This window comes from Wandonia sp., assembly GCF_984588085.1.
In genome coordinates this window covers 1-18,653 of sequence record NZ_CFIGVI010000014.1, presented here as the reverse complement: position 1 = coordinate 18,653, position 18,653 = coordinate 1, and the positions used below count along the sequence as shown (strand labels likewise).

General features: G+C 36.2%; 19 protein-coding genes. 1 reads left to right on the top strand and 18 read right to left on the bottom strand.

Features of this window, described 5'->3' with window-relative positions; genetic code table 11:
• Positions 1-18 precede the first annotated feature (18 nt).
• The 5 genes from AC4PL9_RS07675 to AC4PL9_RS07655 form a co-directional block, all read right to left on the bottom strand.
• Positions 19-948, bottom strand: a complete 930-nt coding sequence (locus AC4PL9_RS07675; protein ID WP_491604165.1) for a transglycosylase SLT domain-containing protein — start codon at positions 946-948, stop codon at positions 19-21.
• A gap of 90 nt (positions 949-1,038) precedes the next feature.
• A complete protein-coding gene (alr, locus tag AC4PL9_RS07670; protein ID WP_491604164.1) occupies positions 1,039-2,193 on the bottom strand; it encodes an alanine racemase in 1,155 nt (384 codons plus the stop codon).
• Positions 2,190-3,320, bottom strand: a complete 1,131-nt coding sequence (locus tag AC4PL9_RS07665; RefSeq protein ID WP_491604163.1) for an amidohydrolase — start codon at positions 3,318-3,320, stop codon at positions 2,190-2,192. The genes alr and AC4PL9_RS07665 overlap by 4 nt, the downstream gene beginning before the upstream one ends.
• A 2-nt stretch (positions 3,321-3,322) precedes the next feature.
• On the bottom strand, positions 3,323-3,760 hold the full coding sequence (locus tag AC4PL9_RS07660) for a GNAT family N-acetyltransferase (RefSeq protein ID WP_491604162.1): 438 nt from the start codon (positions 3,758-3,760) through the stop codon (positions 3,323-3,325).
• Positions 3,757-5,187 carry a sodium:solute symporter family protein gene (locus tag AC4PL9_RS07655; RefSeq protein ID WP_491604161.1) on the bottom strand — a complete coding sequence of 477 codons (1,431 nt, stop codon included), beginning with the start codon at positions 5,185-5,187 and terminating at the stop codon, positions 3,757-3,759. Before AC4PL9_RS07655 ends, AC4PL9_RS07660 begins: the two co-directional genes overlap by 4 nt.
• Positions 5,188-5,553: 366 nt before the next feature.
• Between AC4PL9_RS07655 and AC4PL9_RS07650 the strand changes: the two genes are divergently transcribed.
• A complete protein-coding gene (locus AC4PL9_RS07650) occupies positions 5,554-7,740 on the top strand; it encodes a glutamine synthetase III family protein (protein WP_491604160.1) in 2,187 nt (728 codons plus the stop codon).
• Positions 7,741-7,925: 185 nt separating this feature from the next.
• Here AC4PL9_RS07650 and AC4PL9_RS07645 read toward each other — a convergent pair whose 3' ends face one another.
• The 13 genes from AC4PL9_RS07645 to AC4PL9_RS07585 form a co-directional block, all read right to left on the bottom strand.
• Positions 7,926-8,912, bottom strand: coding sequence for a fumarylacetoacetate hydrolase family protein (locus AC4PL9_RS07645; protein ID WP_491604159.1), 987 nt, complete (start codon positions 8,910-8,912; stop codon positions 7,926-7,928).
• A 264-nt stretch (positions 8,913-9,176) separates the two neighbouring features.
• The gene (locus AC4PL9_RS07640) at positions 9,177-9,728 is read right to left on the bottom strand and encodes a hypothetical protein (RefSeq protein WP_491604158.1); all 552 of its coding nucleotides are present in this window, start codon (positions 9,726-9,728) and stop codon (positions 9,177-9,179) included.
• 389 nt (positions 9,729-10,117) lie between these two features.
• The gene (locus tag AC4PL9_RS07635) at positions 10,118-10,549 is read right to left on the bottom strand and encodes a PH domain-containing protein (RefSeq protein ID WP_491604157.1); all 432 of its coding nucleotides are present in this window, start codon (positions 10,547-10,549) and stop codon (positions 10,118-10,120) included.
• A 130-nt stretch (positions 10,550-10,679) separates the two neighbouring features.
• On the bottom strand, positions 10,680-11,363 hold the full coding sequence (locus tag AC4PL9_RS07630; protein WP_491604156.1) for a GNAT family N-acetyltransferase: 684 nt from the start codon (positions 11,361-11,363) through the stop codon (positions 10,680-10,682).
• A gap of 142 nt (positions 11,364-11,505) precedes the next feature.
• Positions 11,506-11,949, bottom strand: coding sequence for a hypothetical protein (locus AC4PL9_RS07625; protein WP_491604155.1), 444 nt, complete (start codon positions 11,947-11,949; stop codon positions 11,506-11,508).
• Positions 11,950-12,162: 213 nt separating this feature from the next.
• Positions 12,163-12,966, bottom strand: coding sequence for a hypothetical protein (locus tag AC4PL9_RS07620; protein ID WP_491604154.1), 804 nt, complete (start codon positions 12,964-12,966; stop codon positions 12,163-12,165).
• Between the two features lie 14 nt (positions 12,967-12,980).
• Complete coding sequence (locus tag AC4PL9_RS07615; RefSeq protein ID WP_491604153.1) at positions 12,981-13,493, bottom strand: hypothetical protein; 513 nt, start codon at positions 13,491-13,493, stop codon at positions 12,981-12,983.
• A 155-nt stretch (positions 13,494-13,648) separates the two neighbouring features.
• Positions 13,649-14,344, bottom strand: a complete 696-nt coding sequence (locus AC4PL9_RS07610) for an Nmad2 family putative nucleotide modification protein (RefSeq protein ID WP_491604152.1) — start codon at positions 14,342-14,344, stop codon at positions 13,649-13,651.
• A gap of 173 nt (positions 14,345-14,517) precedes the next feature.
• Complete coding sequence (locus tag AC4PL9_RS07605) at positions 14,518-15,477, bottom strand: leucine-rich repeat domain-containing protein (RefSeq protein ID WP_491604151.1); 960 nt, start codon at positions 15,475-15,477, stop codon at positions 14,518-14,520.
• A 75-nt stretch (positions 15,478-15,552) separates the two neighbouring features.
• Positions 15,553-16,089 (bottom strand): hypothetical protein, encoded by a 537-nt coding sequence (locus AC4PL9_RS07600; RefSeq protein ID WP_491604150.1) that lies wholly within the window; start codon positions 16,087-16,089, stop codon positions 15,553-15,555.
• Between the two features lie 88 nt (positions 16,090-16,177).
• Positions 16,178-16,987, bottom strand: a complete 810-nt coding sequence (locus AC4PL9_RS07595) for a DUF695 domain-containing protein (RefSeq protein WP_491604149.1) — start codon at positions 16,985-16,987, stop codon at positions 16,178-16,180.
• A gap of 87 nt (positions 16,988-17,074) precedes the next feature.
• A complete protein-coding gene (locus tag AC4PL9_RS07590) occupies positions 17,075-17,632 on the bottom strand; it encodes a GNAT family N-acetyltransferase (protein WP_491604148.1) in 558 nt (185 codons plus the stop codon).
• A 171-nt stretch (positions 17,633-17,803) separates the two neighbouring features.
• Positions 17,804-18,454, bottom strand: coding sequence for a uracil-DNA glycosylase family protein (locus AC4PL9_RS07585; RefSeq protein WP_491604147.1), 651 nt, complete (start codon positions 18,452-18,454; stop codon positions 17,804-17,806).
• Positions 18,455-18,653: the final 199 nt, after the last annotated feature.

The following is an 18,653-nucleotide window of genomic DNA, read 5'->3' as shown; positions in this document are numbered from 1 at the left end:
ATTCCAAAGGATTGAATGTTATAGAGTAATCAGCATTTCGTTCAATACAAGGAAAGAAGCAAGCGCAAGCTGTGAGTAATTCTGAGAAGCGTTTCCGAATCTTCCTGCTTTGGTCTGCCACATTTGAGTAATAAGCTCCTGACCGCCTTGTGTAGGTTGGATAGCATTAACTACCTGAGAGACATTCCCAGATCCTGCGTGGTAGATATGAAGCACAAAAAGACGGAACCAAAGATCATTTTCATTGTAGGATAAATTATGTCCGTTCAGGATGCGTTTGGCTTCGGGAATACAAACGTTTTTAATCAGTTTTCCTGCTGCCCAGGCTGATTTTTCAAAATCTTTTCGTTCATCAACAGCTCCATTTACGGTTAAACCCTGCTTGATAGCTACAGCTTTCATTAACTGAAAAGGGCCATACGCTCCTACATTCGATTTTGCCAGTTTTCCGGGACTTTCGATCATAAGTATTGCTTGTGCATACCACGGATCCACACCATTCTGATTAAATACTTCTATTCCTTTCGAAATACTCGGGATAACCGCATTAAAATGGTAAAAATCATTTTTCCCCGTAGTCATAAATACTTTTTCTTCGGCAGCCATACCGCGTTCAGCACGAACGGAATCCCGATAGGTATCTTTTTCATCTTCACTTTTTTTATCCCAGTCTGCCAGACTCATAACGGCAATAATCTCTCGCGTTGCTCCGATATTAATGACACAGGAATCCGGCGAAAGACGCATAATTTTTTGCCAGAACTTAGGTTGGGCCAGTTCGTTCCACTTCTCGGACTGAATACGACCGGGATTCACGAAACAAAACTCAGAAGTATCTGAAACCGAGCAAATAGATAAAAGTTCATCTTCCCAATGATAGTTGTCCATATCCTGAGAGATGGAGAGGAAAGGGAAAAAAGTAACTATTGCCAGAAAGTATTTAATCATGATTCTTCGTTTGTTTGAACTAAAATAAGAACAAAAATCATTCCGGTTACAAGAAATCTGACAAATTCTCCGTTGAACTGTGTTAAAAAATCAATAGACTATATGACGTGGAATTTCTTCTGGGAGTCGTGTCAGTAATTCATAATTCAACTGATTACTAAGCTCTCCGAAAGAAGCAACCGATATTGCTAAATCTCCCTGATTCCCGATAAGAACGACTTCATCTCCTTTTTCAATTTCGGGAGCATTTGTGATATCTACAATTAACATATTCATATTAACAAGACCCGTAACGTCCAGTCGTTTGCCCCGGATAAGGACTTTTCCCTGATTGCTTAACGATCGGCTGAATCCATGCGAATACCCAACTGGGATAGTTGCTATTTTCATATTTTTTTCAGCCAGTACACTTGTTCCGTAACTGATAAACTCTCCTTCACGCACATCTTTAACTCCCATCACCCTGCTTTTCCATGATATTACCGGATGGAGTGGGTTTTCGTGGCTTTGAACCTTTGTGAAGTGTTTCATTTGTGTCTCACGGTTTGGCCAGAAACCATATTGCATGATACCAACACGAACCATATTGTTAATGGTTGACGGGTAATTAATAATGGCAGCAGAGCAGGCGAGGTGCTGATAGTCAAAATTCAGGTTTCGACCGAGAAGAAATTTCCTGAATTTGGAAAAGCTTATGATTTGTTGCTTAATCCGGAAGTAGTTGGCAATACTTTCCGCTCCTGCAAAGTGTGTGCAAAGACCTCTGAGTACAAGGTGATCTCTATTTTCTTCAATGATAGAAACAGCTTGTAAGAGATCGGAGGAGGAGAAACCTGTCCGGTTCATTCCTGTTTCCAGCTCGATATGTATGAATGCCTTTTTCCTGAGTTTTTTGGCACATCGGATGGCATGCAGCAATCGGTCTGTATCGTAAACAAAGAATTCCACCTGTTTATGGATTGCCCATTCCAGTTCTTCGTCCGAATCAGCAACTCCCATAATCATAATGGTGCTAGTTCCGTTACTTACTTTTGATAACCGATAAGCTTCGTAGGCGCTAAATACCGAAAAGTGATTGATTCCGCACGTTTCAGCTAAAGGAGCAAATGTTTCAATTCCATGACCATATGCATTTCCCTTTATTACAGATGATAATTGACAACCGGATCCGATTTGTTCCCGGATAAAGGAGATGTTTTTTCTGTAATTTTCAGCATGTAATTCGATATGCGAAGTTTGTTTCATTCGTTCGTCACTTTTTGGATTAATGAGGTGAACATTTGTACACCTGTTTGAATAATTGTGTCGGGAAAGTCGTAGTCGGGATGGTGTAGAGGGGGAGTGTCTTCACCAGCTCCTAATCCGAACATGGCTCCTTTGAATTTCTGAGTAAACAGACCAAAATCCTCTCCCCAGGAAAACGGAGCTGGTTTATTGATGTAATTGAATTTATGATCACTTGCCGCATTTTTTATCAGTTCAACGCAGGTGCTGTCGTTTTCATTGGCAGCAAATTCTTCCAGAAACGAGAAAGTAGCGTGCATTCCTGTATTTTTTAGATATTGCTCGGTGATTCGTTTGATTTTTTCGGTGATTTTGTTTGTTTTTTTATTGGAATAGGTACGAATGGTAAAGTGTGTTTCTCCTTCTCCGGCACTGGTTCCGTAAGCTTGCGAACCGATCCGTGTATAAATAGGTGTTACAATACAAAAGTCGCTTTCTTCGGATGCGGTGCTTGAATTTAATTGAAGTACGCGCTCTATAATTCCGGCTATACTATGTGTCGGATTTTTTCCTTTCTCTGGTTCTGCGGCATGTGATGTTTCCCCCTGTACCCGAATAATCATACTGATTACGGAAGGCGTAAAAGTATCATTTTTACAAACGATTGTATGCTTTTCAAATCCGGGAACATTGTGTAATGCAAAACAATAATCAGGGAGTTGCTCCTGAAATAATGGATGTTCAATCACACTTCGTGCCCCTTTGCCTGTTTCTTCGGCAGATTGAAAGAGTAGTGTGACAATCCCGGTCTGGATTGAATGTTCCGAAAGCCATTTCCCGACTCCGCAAACAATAGCCATGTGTCCGTCGTGGCCACACAAATGAGCCACATTTTCAAAAACGGAGCTGTATGGTTTGTTTTCTGTTTCCTTTATGGGGAGAGCATCCAGTTCGCAACGAACCAAACAATGCTTCCCTTCTTTTTTTCCAAAGAACCTGAAAGCAACTCCTGCTGAGTTTAGATCAATTGTTTTGCAACCTGAAAATTGTTCGAAAAATGCAATAATTCGCGCTTTTGTATTTTTTTCTTCACCTGAAATTTCGGGATGTTTATGAATCAGATGTCGCAATTGCATGAGTTCATCCATGATCAGGATCTTTTCAAACGCATTTCAAGATAAGGATTGGTGAAACCAAATTTTTCATACAGGAATTTTGCCGGATTGTCTTTCTCTACGTGAAGTGCAATATCTCCTTTACAGTGATCGGTTACTAATTGCATAAGAGCTTTTCCGGTACCTTTTCCTCTCTGATTCTGGTGAACAGCAATGTAGACTAAAATGTTTTCAGGGATATAGCCATGCATCCCGGTATGGTTAACAATAACTGCTCCCACAATGGAATTGTCTTCCTCTGCCAGATAGATAGCTCCTCCGCGTCCCGGTGTAAAGACATAGTCTATGCATTTTTGAATGTCTTCTTTTTCATCACCGTATTGATCCAAATGTGTATAAAGGAAATCTACAATCTTTTCATCGTTGAAAGTAGCGTTTTTTCCTGTTTCCGGTGTAATTACATGTGTTTTCATTTACTAGCTATTAAATTTGTTTTTTTACTATAAATACTATGAATGGTAGCGTAAGTAAGCAATGAAATAGTGAGCCCGATAACGTTAATATCCAGTTCGTAAGGTAATTTTACGTTAGCAAGGTGAAGGATAACGGTAGACCCACCACCCGCAAGCATAGCTGAGAGGGCGGCTGCAGAAAAATGTTTCTTGAGGAAAAGTATGCCTAATACCGGAATAAATAACCCCGATACCATAAAAGAGTAGGAGAGAAGCATGAGTTCCAGTACACTTGTCATCTGCACGGCAATGAATACTGCAAGAAAGCCTAATACAAGTGTTGACCACTGTGAAATCTTTAGAATTGCATCGTCAGAGAGTTTTACAAATTTCCCGAGTAAGTCTGTAACAAAATTACCACTAGCAGCCATAAGACAGCTGTCAGCTGTTGACATGATTGCTGAAAAATAGGCAGCCATAAGTAATCCCAGAAGTCCTACAGGTAATACTGTTGCGAGAAGAACAGGAAGTCCCAGTTCAGGATCAGCTCCATCCATTCCGGGCAGGAGTTGTTGTTCAAAAGCAGCCCGGGCGATTAAACCTAATGAAACTCCGAGCAGTGCCATGATCGGCCATTCAAATAATCCGGCGATAAACCATGCCTTTTTCGCGTCTTTTTCATTTCGACAGGCAAAAATACGCTGGTACAGGGTCATTCCGATAAACCAGATAGGAATAATAATAATACTCCAGTTAACGATCTGACTCCAGGATATATTGTCGAAATTCAAGAATTCCGGCGGAATAGAAGCTTTTATGGCATCGTAACCACCCACAGCATAATAGGCAACCGGTAATCCGATAAAAAGTAATCCGGCCATTAGAATAATCCACTGTATTGTATCGGTAAAAATTACGGCTTTCAGTCCACCTATCGCTGTATACACTACAGTAAAGATTCCCATCGAAACCAGTAGTGTTGTAAAATCAATTTCAGGAAATGTAGCAGAAGCCAGTTTAGCACCGGCCAGTATTTGAGAACTGGTAAAACCTAAATAACCGATAAATGAAATTAGGGCAGCCACAAGAGCTGTTCGGGCACCGTAATAATGATTAAAGATCTGCGGAAAGGTGAGTAAGTTGATCTGTTTGGTAAGTTTACTCACTTTGGGGATCAGTAAAACAGCACTTACCCAGGCTCCGATAAGTCCTGTAAAAAGCATCCAGGAACCGGAAATTCCCATTGTAAAACCCAGGCCTCCTAACCCGATGGAGAACCCTCCTCCAACATCTGTTGCTACGACCGATAGTCCCACGTGCCAACTGCTCATTTGACGACCACCAACAAAATAATCATCTACACCTTTGTTTTTACGGTAAAAGAAAAAACCGATAAATAACATGATGAGCGCATAGATGATGAAAATAATCAGGTCTATTGCGTTCATAGTAGTACTGGATTTATATGTTTTGAATAATTGTTTGTATAAGAATTTAATAAGTAATGTTTCAACAACATAAGTTTATAGATGTTATTTTGATAATTTGTTTGTGCAGAAACAAAATTAGTAAAAAACACGGGGATGACAAAATAGGGGGAGGAGGTAGTGGAGTCGATACTATAATTATATAGTAGTTTTGATTTTTTTTACATATTTTGATGTTCGCCTTGTTTTTTAGGGGGTACTTCCTTTAAATTGTTGCTTTTTTATGGTTTGAATATGTTTTTAATGGGGGTATGTTGAAAAAAAGTGTATTTTTTGACTTGACTCGTGTTTAAACTGTTGTATTTTTGTCTGGTAAATACAAAAAATATGTCATCATTTAGAAAAGCGGCTTTAAACGATGTACTCCATCGAGTTCCCAAGCCATTTAATTTCGAAGGGAAAATTTCCGAGTTGTTTGGTCAGAATGTTTTTCACGCGGAGGTAATGCGTGAGTTCCTTACGGAGGAAGCATATGATTCTGTTATGGCGGCTGTTAATAATGGTGCCAGCATTGACCGAAAGATCGCAGATCAGGTTGCTTCTGCCATGAAGGATTGGGCTATTTCCAAGGGAGCTACGCATTATACTCACTGGTTTCAACCATTGACAGGTGCTACAGCAGAGAAGCATGATGCTTTTTTCCACCCGCTTTCGGCAGGTAGAGCGATTGAGCGTTTTTCAGGTGATTTGTTGGTTCAGCAGGAACCGGATGCTTCGTCCTTTCCAAATGGAGGGATTCGCAATACTTTCGAAGCACGAGGGTATACAGCATGGGATCCGTCGTCACCTGCATTTATTATTGGTAAGACACTTTGTATTCCGACAATTTTTATTTCGTATACAGGTGAAGCACTGGATTATAAGACACCGATGATAAAAGCGCTTGCGGCTATTGAAGATGCCGCATTGCAAGTATGTCAGTATTTTGATAAAAACGTTTCGAAAGTAAATACAACGTTAGGTTGGGAGCAGGAGTATTTTCTTGTTGACAAAGCACTATTCAATGCGCGCCCTGATATTATGATGACAGGAAGAGCGTTGTTTGGACACGCTCCTGCAAAAGGACAGCAATTGGATGATCATTACTTCGGTTCAATTCCGGATCGTGTTACTGCGTTTATGCGCGATTTTGAAATTGAAGCGATTAAGCTTGGAATTCCGGTGACAACACGACACAACGAAGTGGCTCCTAATCAGTTTGAGTGTGCTCCGATGTTTGAAGAGGCAAACCTGGCAAATGATCACAATTTGTTATTGATGGATTTGCTGGAAAAGATAGCACGTCGTCACGACTTCAGAGTATTATTGCACGAAAAGCCTTTTAAAGGACTTAATGGTTCGGGAAAACATAACAACTGGTCACTTTCAACAAATACAGGAGTAAACCTGTTACGTCCGGGTAAAAACCCGAAAAGCAATATGCAGTTTCTGACATTCCTTGTCAATACAATTGCAGCAATTAATGAAAATGCAGATTTGTTACGGGCTGCTATTGCTTCGGCATCAAATGATTACCGATTAGGAGCAAATGAGGCGCCTCCGGCTATTATTTCTGTGTTCCTAGGATCGCATCTTTCCAAAGTTTTAGATGATCTTGAAAAGAGTATCAAGGCTGGGAAAATGACACCGGAAGATAAGACAGAGTTAAAACTGAATATCGGAAAAATTCCTCAGATTTTACTGGATAATACAGATCGTAACAGAACTTCTCCTTTTGCTTTTACAGGAAACAAATTTGAATTCAGAGCGGTAGGTTCTTCTGCGAACTGTGCTTCGGCAATGATCGCTTTGAATGCTATAGTTGCCAAGCAATTGCGGGAGTTCAAAATGAATGTGGACGGTCGTATTAAGAAAGGGGAGAATAAGGACGAAGCCATTCTTAAAGAATTACAGCGTTTGATCAAAGCTTCGAAAAAGATTCGTTTTGAAGGGAACGGATACGGAGATGAATGGGTGAAAGAAGCAGAAAAAAGAGGACTTTCAAATCTTAAAGATACACCAAGAGCAATAAAAGTATTAACGGACAAAAAGACACTTTCATTGTTTAGTGAATTGGAAATCTTAACACCTGTTGAACTACATGCCCGTCAGGAAATAGAATACGAAGCGTATGTGATGAAGGTGCAGATTGAAGGTCGTGTAATGGGGGATTTGGCTCAGAATCATTTGATTCCTGCTGTTATTGAGTATCAGAACCGACTCATCAATAATGTTAAAGGAATGATTGAGGTAATGGGGGATAAAGAGGGGCGCGAGTTGTGTGTCACGCAAATTAGTCTTATTAAAGACATTTCCCATCACTTGAATAAGTTGAAAGAATTGGTAGATGCCATGCTTCAGGAGCGTAAGAATGCGAACAAGATTGAAGATATGGAGAAACGGGCAGAGGCGTATTGTGATAAAGTAAGAATCTATTTTGATGAGATTCGTTATCACGCAGATAAGTTAGAATTGCTTGTGGATGATGAAATCTGGCCACTTCCAAAAATGAGAGAAGTTTTATTTACGAGATAGATAAAATAAGCGGAAAAAAATCCCGGGAGTTTTCTCCCGGGATTTTTTTTCTTGAAAGTTTTTCTTTCATTATATCTGCTCCATGATCTGTCAATACTTTTATTTTAAAATATCTACATTGGCTACTCACGGATCTGGTTTCAATATCCTCATGGCATAGATTCTACCATTACTGCAATATTCAGTTATTTTTTATATTCCTTAACTACTTGATTTATTTTTCCAAAAATTGACTTTCCGTTTTTGCTTTTCATTTCCACTTCAATTCTGTCTCCATATTTCATAAATGGAGTAGAAGCTTTTCCGTTTTTTATTATTTCCAAGCATCTGACTTCTGCTAAACAGCTTGAACCATTTGGACTTCCCTGATTAGCAACAGTTCCTGAACCAATTACAGTTCCAGCCATTAACGAACGTGTTTTTGCAGCATGAGCAATTAATTGTCCAAAGTCAAATGTCATATCAACACCAGCATTTGGTGAACCAATTAGACTTCCATTCAAGGTAGAGTATAATGGCAAATGAAGTTTTCCATCTTTCCAGTCATCGTTAAGTTCATCAGGAGTAACAACTACTGGCGCAAATGTTGTCCAAGGTTTTGATTGATAAAAACCAAATTGTTTGGAAAGTTCGCCGGGGATAAGGTTTCTTAGTGATACATCATTGATTATCGTTATTAATTTAATGTGTTTTAGGGCTTCTTTTGAACTTACTCCTGCAGGAACGTCATCTGTAATAACAGCAACTTCAGATTCAAAATCAATTCCCCAATCTTCATTTTCAATTTCAATGTCATCGTTTGCTCCAATAAATGCATCGGAAGCTCCCATATACATTAATGGATCTGTCCAAAAGGATTCAGGTAGTTCTGCATTTCTTGCTTTTCTAACAAGTTCGACGTGAGTAACGTAGGCACTTCCATCAGCCCAGTGATACGCTCTTGGGATTGGAGCCATCACTTTTACTGTAGAGAAATCAAAAGCGGATTTTAGTTTTCCGGCATTTAATTGCTCATAAACTTCTTGCAATTTATTTTGTGTTTCTGACCAATTATCAATTGCAGATTGCATGGTTTCTGCTATTTCCGGCACTTTAACTGCCTTGGTTAATTCTTTATTTACAACCACTAACTGTCCATCTCTAGTTTGGTTATCAATTGATGCTAATTTCATTTGTTTTCTGTTTCGTTTTTTAATTATTACGTTTGGCAGATTTTAGGTAGGCTTGATTTTCAATGTAAATGTTCATTCGGAAGGACAAGTATTTGATTAACCACATGACTTTCCGTACTTTCATTTTTAAGTCATTGTATATTTTGTCCAACAACAAAACTTTTAGCTAAAAACAGTAATAAGATTGTCAAAATAGTCCCATATTATTCGTCATTTTTTGCTTGTTCTCAACGCCAGGCTATGGTTGTTAGCGACTCGTTTTTATCAATCCAACATTTGTTCCACTTCTTTATCGTAATGAATAAATGTTGTATCCAGTTTATACTCATATTTTCTTTTGTCAAATTTAAAAGTTGTTATTTGAATTTTAGATGGATGGTATGGTTCAAGTTCTTCAGATGATTGGATAGTCCATAGTCCGTTTTCTTCTACTTTAAATTCAGCATTTTTCAAGTAACCCATAAAAACTAATTTGTAAAAATTGTCGTGTTGGTTTAAAAATAAGCCATACATACAGCCTCCAGTTCCGCAAGCACCTAAATTAACTAATATGTCTTCTTTTCCATCAGCATTAAAATCACCATTTTTATATGATTCAGTTTTCGCAGAACTATCCGGAAATTCAAAATCAGAATCTTTAGGTGGAATAATTCTGACAAAATTTTTACTACTTTTTTCATTAAGTATAAACAAACTGTCGTTGTTGTTTATTAACTCATTGGTTTGTGAAGAACTTGATTTTTTCGTAATACCTTTTTCTTGTTCGGCTTGACAAGAAATTAGAACTAATAATATACATCCTATCGTATTTTTCATTCTTTTTGAATTGTCTTTTCCAAATGGTTGATAACTATGCGGCTAACCGTAGTTTAGCAACCAGGACGAAGATTAGTCCAATAATTACAAATGGGATTCCAAACAAAGCAAATATTCCAGCTTGAGAAGCTATAATTACCCAGAAAATGGCAAATCCACACCATAAAATGCTACATGGAATTAAAAATATGTCCGCTTGTCTATATACAACTCCACTTTTCGGTTTCCCAGTCCACAATATATTTTCACCATTTTCCAGATGTGGTCTTAATTCCGATTGTAAACTTTGTGTCATATTGTTCAAATGTGTGTATAACGGTCTATTATAACCGTCAGTTATGGGGTTAAAGTTACTATTTTGCGGTTATACCATGTTGCAGGAAGGCTTTTCATTCCGTAATCTTTATTTGTCTGTTCAGTTCCAATATCTTTTTAATAAAAGATTCATTTGTTTTTGGACTTATATAGATTTCATTGTATTTATCATATTTCACAATCAGCCCTTTTCTAGCAGTTGCTGGCCTAAATCCGACCCAAAGTGTTTTTCCCTTTATAATTTCAGTTATTCGGTCAACGCTTATTTTTCCGTTGAATGGTCCGCTTCTGTATACCAGTCCGTCTTTTTTGGTCAATTCATAGTTAGTTCCGAAATACAGCCAAAAGAGAAGTCCAACGACTGCAGCGATAATTAGTAAAGTCCAATATTCATCTTTTTCCATTTCTCCGTTTAGAATTCCAACGATTGTAATTCCAATCAGGAATGCATTGGTTCCGAGAATTAGTATACTGAATAATGTATCTTTTTTACTATCGAATTTCATTTTTTTAGCTTGTTTACAACAGTTTTTATATGGTTAGGGATTAAAAATAGAATAATTTTCGGATTTGGAGGACTTTATAAATATGCACAAACCCCGTATTACGTATATAGCCATTGTTGGCATTTCGTTTTTAGGTTGTTTTTAAATTCCAAAAACTTATTTTCCGTCTAGTTGTGAACCCTAATTTTTCATAAAGTTTAATCGCTCCAATATTCGATTCAGCTACGTGTAAGTATGGAATTTTATTTTCGTCAATTATTAGGTTACTCGTTTGCCTTATTAACTGTTTTGCATAACCTTTTCCTGTATGTTCCGGATGAGTAACAACAGCACTTATCTCTGTAAATTCATTCATTTTCATTCTTTCTCCTGTTACGGCAATTAGTTTTTCTTTCTTATATATTCCGAAATACTTTCCTAAATCAGATGTTTTATTGTTAAAATAACCTGGTTGAATCGTATTAACTAAATCAAACAAATCCGTTTTTTGATCTTCGGTTTGTAATTCTATAATCTGCTCATTTATCTCAATATTGATAGGTTTATCAAGAATCATTTGATTACAAACTAAGTTTTTATGTAATGTTAATTTACTATCAAATAGTGGCTTTTCTCCAACTACATAAAAATTATTAATCAGGTCCGAATATTCGCTTATACCTTTTACTAGATTATCGGGTTTTATAAAACCTCCAAAAGGGCAATAGGACGGTTTATAAAATTTAATTCCATTATATTCCAGAGAAAGGCTTTCATGGGTTTCATTTAAAGAGTTCCAAACAGGATTGTCTAATTTTCTTTCTTCTAGTTCCATTTTTTTTCAGATGAATGCCAACGAATCGGTTACGCGCAGTACGGGAATTCAAAGAACTCTATTTTCCACTTATCGAAAAAATAGTTCTGTGTAATTGCTTCGATAAATGCACCTTCACACGCATTGCCTATAGGCAGATATTTTATTGAAAATTCAGGTATAAAAATAAAATGATTGAAGCAGACTGAAATGTCTTCTTATCAACAGGTGAAATAGTCATTCCTGTTTTTTCAGTTCCTTTTAGAAGCTCTCCGCTATCTGTCCATTTTATGTATGTTCCTGAACCATTATCCATTGTTCCATTTTGGTCAATTTTAATTAGGCTTTGTCCATCTTTATCTTGAAGGATGTTGTCTTCTGTGATTTTTGCTAACAATTGGCCTTCTTTGTCATTTAATGTTCCGTCTTTATTAATTTCCCCAATTTCTTCTCCACTAATTTTAATCTTTCCTGTTTCACTTACAGTAATTCCTGTAGTTCCATTTTCATCCTTAATTTCAAATTGGGAAAATTGAAGTCTATCAGTTTTCGTTCCACAAGAAATCATAATTACTGATACAAATAAGAAGTAAAATAATTTTTTCATTTTTCATTTTTTTGTTTTCTTACTCTTTAGGATTTTCAGTTACTCCCCAGTTTTAATAGTTTGCTGGTCTCTATTTGCCTATAACGGTCGTGAACTACGCACTGTGCGGATTGCTACCAAAATTATTTTCTAAAATAAGGATTAATTCTTCAATTTTAGTTCTTCCTCACAAGCAACTAAACCCGCATGATGTGTGAGGTGCTGTTATGTATATTATTTAAACCAGGTTTCATTTTTGTCAATGTGTTTGCTACCATACGATTCAAGAAAGTACCATTTCCCATTCTTTTTTTCAACAAAAACAAACTCCCGCCATGGATCAGTTCTTGTTTCATAAGAAAATAAATAACAAGCCCTATCTTCTGATGAATTAAAGACTGGTCTGAAAACACGTATCCCTTTCAATAGCATTGATTGGTGCCATAATGAGTCGTGATTTAGCGGAAGAACAGTAGTAAATGAATAGTTTGAACTGCTTAGTTTATTTATGTCTATAGGAATGTCCTCATTAGAAATTGAGTTGATATGCATTTTAATTAGCTCTATGAATTCAAGGTCAATCGGTTTTGAAAGTCCTCGGTATTCGTGATTGGTCTGAAAAACTTCTACTAAGTCTTCATATTCAATTGACCAGGTACTGCTATCCCGTAAATCAAATGTATCAACCCAACCATCACCAAAATTGAAATGCATATAAGTAGGTGAATACTTATACGTAAAAAGCGTATCCGAAAGTTGGATAATTATTTTAGTATTCTTTAGAACTTCAGCTATCGAATCAGCGAGTAGATCTAGTTCGGCTTTTATTTGATTAGAATCAGGGGAGATAGAGGTTGTTGAGAGTAACGACTCATAAACCTTTCCACCTTTTAAATAGCTCACTAAAGAGGTCGGATTCGCATCTAACACTTGTGGAAGAGTTTCCTTTATCACCGTAAACTCAAGTTCATTATTTATTTCTTGTTCCACACTTTGTAGCGAGATTAATAAACAAAATAGTGTCATCCAGTTCTTCATAGTGTTACAAACTTTTATTTCTTTTTTAACTCATACAGTTTTATTTCCCACTTTTGTATTGCTAGATAAAAATTATTTTCGACTAATTTACTCCAGGAGACAATCCTTCCAGTGTCAATATCATATTGATAAACAGACAAAGCGAATTTCAATAATTCCGCATTAAGTCTTTGTTCAGAAACTTCTTTACTGATAATATCAATTATTTCTTCATTTAATAATAGTTCAGGTTTAGTTTGTAAAATATGTACAAATGTCCTCCTAGTTCCACTTTCGATAGATTGATTTAATTTTTTATTCTTTTTCACATTTGAGAACTTAGGGTATCCTTGAATTTTAATTAGATCAATTATTTGGTTGAAGTTTTTAATAAACAAAGTGTCTCTAATTTTTTTGCCTATGTGGGTCTGATCAGATTTATTAATTTCAAGAAACATTTCTGCGATTTCCTCTCTACTTATGGTGTCAGTTTGGCAAAATGAAAGAAAACTTAATACAATGAAAAATATGGGTAGAATGTATTTCATCTTTTATTGTTTATAACGGTTGGTAGATGTTGTCGGGGCGGATTTCGGAGAGCGTTCCTGTCCGAAGGACACGGAACTGCGAAATGAGAATCCGCAGTTAGCGAATCACCGACCTCGCCCTGCAATATGTACTTTGTTAGCGGCTGGTGTTTTTGTCAGCATACTGTTTCTTCATTATCGTCTTCGTTATTTTCTAATTTTTCTTTCGCACAAGCTGAAACTTCATCATCTGACAACTCTCTGTCAAATAGCCATCTCATTTGAGGGTCAGCATATAATTTGTTTTTCTTAAATTGTCCTATCCATTTTTCAAATTCTTGAATGAGGTCGGACTTCTCAATTTTCTTGTGTCCCTGATTTTTCTTTATTAGTTCTTTTAATTCTGTCGGAAGTTGTCTTGCTTCAACGCCAAAATAGTAAAAGTGGTCAGAAAGCAAGGCGTTATGTCCACTTAAATCTCTTTGTCTGTGACCTTCATTGTGAACACCTTTTCGAATTGTCGGATCGAAGTTTATTGAATAGTCGTAAATGCAATCACCAACACGAAGTCGCCAGTCTTTTGTTTTCCATTTCGGAATCTTCTTTGTTAAATTGTTCTTACAAAACTGGTCATACTCCTTTAACGTTTTCTTGTCGGTAACTTTCATTGCATATACAATACTGTCCGAAAAGTCATATGTTTTTCCGTCTTTAAGTTTCGTGTTTTTTGAACCTGTTCCAATTACCCAATCACCAATTTGTGCGTTTCGTCTAATTGCAGGCTTGCAAATTGTCAAGGTGCAAACTTGCCAAAATGGATTTGGTGCTGCTCCATCGTCTATTCGCAATACGTATGAATAAATTTTCGTCATCTGCCAGTTGTCATTTTACACTTGCCACTAACAATTGTATAAAACACATTAATGTGCTTTATACAACCTATATCTCTTTATACATAAAAAATCGCTGAAAACTCAGGTCCTGTCTAGAAACTATAGGTTTTCGGTTCATCATCTATTAGGTGTTTTTCTTTTCCTAAATCTACTCAAAAACTAACTTCACAATTCGGGAGTTGTTTGATGAGCTCTTTTCTTTCTTTTTCAGGAAGGAAACTTTCTCGTAGCACCAAGTGCCGTAGATGAGGCAGATCCTTCAAACAGATGGGAACTGATGCAATTTCATTTTGAGAAATGGAGATGTATTCGATGGATTTCATTTTGCAGATAAATGGAGGAAATTCGGTTAGATAGTTGCCTCTGATAAAGAGTTCTTTTAGGTGAAGCAGTTGCCCCATGGATTCGGGTAGTTGTTTTAGTAGATTATCGGAAAGGGATAATTGGGTTAATTGAGAAAGTTTACCTATTTCCTCTGGTAGAGATTTCAAATAGTTGGAGCCTATTGTAAGTCTGTTCAAATTTGATAATTTTCCGATTGATTTGGGCAATACTGTAATTTGGTTATGCGCCAGTTCAAGGTTCTCCAGGTTGTTCAATTCTCCAAAGGCATCCGAAAGTTGCTCGAATCTGTTATCATATAAACTCAAATAGGCCAAACTTTTTAACTTGAAAAAAGATTCTGGTAAAATGGTAAGTCGATTATGGGCTAAATCTAAATATTGAAGATTTTGAAGCTTGCCAATGGATGCAGGCAATTTGGAAAGAATATTAAAGGTTAAGATTAAAGTATCTAAACTTTCCAAATTCCCAATTGATTCGGGAAGAGTAGCAATTCTATTGAGACGTAAATTGATATAGCGGAGTTTTTTCAAATCTCCAATAGATTCAGGGAGCTGCGTTAATCCACTAGCGCCAATTTGCAGCCTTTGCAGATTCACGAATTTCCCCAAGGATTCAAATACTTTTTGATTGTCAGCAACTGACAAAGTCAGTGAAGTCACTTTTTCTGGTGCCAACAAGGCCTTTTCCAGAGAGTGATAGTTCCCATTGTCCTGAGCATTGAGGATAAAGGGGATTGAAATTAAAATTAGTATTATTAGACCTTTCATTTGTATTGTTTGTTTGCTGCAACGGTTAGTATATGAAAAGTAGCGCAACCTTGAGTCCTATCGGCACTATTTTGTTTATTTGTTGTTATGTGGCTTTCGTCTCATTAATATTTTATTGATTTCGTTATCGTAGATCATTTCCAAATGTCTTTCCCAGTTTAAAAATTCATCACAAGTAAATACTAGCATATCATCATCCCATTCTTTAAATTCAATCATATCCATTTTTATAGGACTTTCTATAACCACCTTACTTTCCAATTTATGAGTTATTCTTTCGATAGTATAATAATCAGCTAGAATAAAGCTTCCATCAGGGGCAGTGGTTAAATTATGATACTGAGGTTGATCTTCAAAATTCAGTATGTCTCCATTTTTTAAATCAATTTCAAATAAGAAATCAGAAGTTAATATTAATCCAGTACCTAACAATTTTGAAATAGAAACTTTACGCTGTGCACCTCTAAATTGGCCACACCAATCACTATCCGAGTCATCTTTGAACTTTACCCATGTCCAACTTTGAGATTTCCATGAATCTTCAATGTCATAGATACGCTCTTTGTATTCTCCAGATTGTGGTTGTCTTATTATTTCAGCTTCAGTTATCACTTGGGGTCTTTATATTATGCCACATAACGTTCTGTGTATGGTGCGTATCCCGAAGGGTATGCACTATACACCTTGTTGTAGAGCGTTTTTATTCTTTAATTACGAATGTTTCCCAGCCGTCATACTCACCGTAATACTTTTTCGCTATTTTCCTTAAGCTGAGAGTAGTCTTATTTATTTCATTTGGAACTACATAATCAATTCTTGATATATGCAACTGATAAGGCAATTCAATATCCTGTAATTTATTTTCAGCTTCTATTTTAAATCCTTCTTCTTTGATTGATTCGACAAATGAATTTTTGTCTTTTTTATTGGCAAAGTAAATCCAATGATCTACTTGTCTAGGTTTTTCGAGATTATCACCTGCTTGCCTAAGCTGTATCAATACCTTTTCATTAGCCATGAATTCTTGTGTTTCCTCATTCGGATAAAGGAATTTAAGGTAGGCTTTCCAATCTTTATCAGCTTTAATGTTGATGTAGTTTTTAAAGCTGGGAAATTCCGTTTTATATAATTTAGTCAGTTCAGTTAGAATAGTTGCTGTATCAGCGACATATATATAGTTTAGACGTTCGCACTGGTAAGTAAATGTGCCAGCAAGCTCTATTTTTGTTATTTTATTAAGTTTCGCTACAATTGAATCTGAAATATTGTAAAGTTTTTCAAATTCCGTACTTTCAGGAAACCCATCCTCACGACAATTCTCGGTTGTTACTCCAGTAATGACAATAAATGGTAAATCTTTTTTAGGAGCCAATTTTATCAAATCCATGTTTAGTGTAGTAGACCCGGAACCGTCATCATACTGTGCCATGTAGACATCCCAGTTGCCCGATTGGGACCAACCCACATTGACTAAAAAAAGGAGCTTTATTACTATTATTAGATTTTTCATTTAATGTATTCTCTTTTACCTATGCTCTACAACGGTTTTGTGTATGGCTCGTTGCGGGAAAATCCGTGTGGATTTTTCCGCAACGAGCTATACACGGTGTTGCCACACGTTTTTATTTATTCCGTAACAAATACATTTTTCGTATTCTGGATATTCTTTTAGTTTCGGATGTTTAAATTCTCCGATTTTTTTCATTCCAATTTTTTTCATCACATTTTCTGATTTAGAATTTTTCTCTGTGCACGTTGAAATGATTTTTTCTAAATTCAGTTCGTTAAATGCAAATTGAAGGCATTTTTTCGCTCCTTCAGTTGCAAATCCATTTCCCCAAGCACTTTTTTTCAGTCTCCAGCCAATATCTACAGCAGGCGTAAAGTCAGTTTTATAATCTTGAAATGCCAAACCGATAAATCCGATTAATTCTCCACTTTCTAAAATTTCAGTTGCGAAATAATTAAATCCGTTTTTTGTATAGTGCTTTTTAAGTCGGTCGATAAATTCCGCAGTTTCTTTTTCGGTCAATGGTTTTGGGAAATGTTCCATAACTTCCAAATCCGCATTTATTTTTGCAAATTCGGTCAAATCGTTTTCAGTCCAATTACGAAATCCAAGTCTTTCAGATTCAAAAATGTAGTCTTTTTTCAATTCTATAGTGATTTTCTCAAATGTGGTACAACGGTTAGGCTATGAGTAGTTGCGTGGTTTAGTACTTAACTTTGCAAGTACACACCAAACTGAAAATCCGCGAAGATTTTCGGAAGTAGGCGAGAACAAGCAATTACTTATAGCCATTGTTGTGCGTTCGGCTTTTTTCGATTAATTTAATCTAATATTTTCAATTTCAATAATTTCCTCGATTTCTTTTCCCAATCTTCTTTTATTTCTGTCATCAATTCGACCAATAAAACCTGAAAGTACAATCCAAAATTCGTGAATTCCATTTTTTAATTCAACTTGCGTTTTGTACGATGTTACAAACTTTAAATCAGTTCCATTTTCGGGCGGAAAGAATTTAATTATTTCCCAACATACATTTGAACCATTACATATTATTAGTTTCGGTCTGTTCTTATTCAGTTGTTGAATTAAATGCTCTTTGCAATTATCAATTATCTCAATGTGAGCTTTTCTTACGTTAGTTTCATTTTCCATTATTGGTGGTGGAAAAGTTTGAGAAAAACATTTGACTAAATCTGTGTGAGCTATATTACTTTTTTCACTTTTCCAATTATCATACAATTTTGGTGATGCTTTTCTGAAATCACTAAAATACCTATGGCAATCTGGGTCAAAATTTTTAAAATCTTCTTTTGTCCGCATTTCTACGTGTCCAATATCGTTTTTTGGATTAAGTCCAACAATCCAAATATCAGCTTTGGGATTTCCCTCAATATATTCATTCGGTTCAATATTTTCAGACTTAAATTGTAGTCCAAATTTTGAACATTTATCACAGGTTATTTTCAATTTTTCAATGTTTTTTCAGCTAACGCACAACGGTTAGTATATGAAAAGTAGGCGACTTCGAAGGACTAAACTTTCGGTTAAGAACGAACTTTGATAAGAGCTAAAACCCTTGATATTAATATAGTTTCGCCTATTTTTTATATCCATCCTAAGTTTACAATCATTAACTTGTATAGTATTAATTCAAAGAACGAAAGAG

Coding starts and splice junctions, on each gene's coding strand:
- AC4PL9_RS07675 (WP_491604165.1), bottom strand. CDS start 948: ATGATTAAATACTTTCTGGCAATAGTTACTTTTTTCCCTTTCCTCTCC.
- alr (WP_491604164.1), bottom strand. CDS start 2,193: ATGAAACAAACTTCGCATATCGAATTACATGCTGAAAATTACAGAAAA.
- AC4PL9_RS07665 (WP_491604163.1), bottom strand. CDS start 3,320: ATGGATGAACTCATGCAATTGCGACATCTGATTCATAAACATCCCGAA.
- AC4PL9_RS07660 (WP_491604162.1), bottom strand. CDS start 3,760: ATGAAAACACATGTAATTACACCGGAAACAGGAAAAAACGCTACTTTC.
- AC4PL9_RS07655 (WP_491604161.1), bottom strand. CDS start 5,187: ATGAACGCAATAGACCTGATTATTTTCATCATCTATGCGCTCATCATG.
- AC4PL9_RS07650 (WP_491604160.1), top strand. CDS start 5,554: ATGTCATCATTTAGAAAAGCGGCTTTAAACGATGTACTCCATCGAGTT.
- AC4PL9_RS07645 (WP_491604159.1), bottom strand. CDS start 8,912: ATGAAATTAGCATCAATTGATAACCAAACTAGAGATGGACAGTTAGTG.
- AC4PL9_RS07640 (WP_491604158.1), bottom strand. CDS start 9,728: ATGAAAAATACGATAGGATGTATATTATTAGTTCTAATTTCTTGTCAA.
- AC4PL9_RS07635 (WP_491604157.1), bottom strand. CDS start 10,549: ATGAAATTCGATAGTAAAAAAGATACATTATTCAGTATACTAATTCTC.
- AC4PL9_RS07630 (WP_491604156.1), bottom strand. CDS start 11,363: ATGGAACTAGAAGAAAGAAAATTAGACAATCCTGTTTGGAACTCTTTA.
- AC4PL9_RS07625 (WP_491604155.1), bottom strand. CDS start 11,949: ATGAAAAAATTATTTTACTTCTTATTTGTATCAGTAATTATGATTTCT.
- AC4PL9_RS07620 (WP_491604154.1), bottom strand. CDS start 12,966: ATGAAGAACTGGATGACACTATTTTGTTTATTAATCTCGCTACAAAGT.
- AC4PL9_RS07615 (WP_491604153.1), bottom strand. CDS start 13,493: ATGAAATACATTCTACCCATATTTTTCATTGTATTAAGTTTTCTTTCA.
- AC4PL9_RS07610 (WP_491604152.1), bottom strand. CDS start 14,344: ATGACGAAAATTTATTCATACGTATTGCGAATAGACGATGGAGCAGCA.
- AC4PL9_RS07605 (WP_491604151.1), bottom strand. CDS start 15,477: ATGAAAGGTCTAATAATACTAATTTTAATTTCAATCCCCTTTATCCTC.
- AC4PL9_RS07595 (WP_491604149.1), bottom strand. CDS start 16,987: ATGAAAAATCTAATAATAGTAATAAAGCTCCTTTTTTTAGTCAATGTG.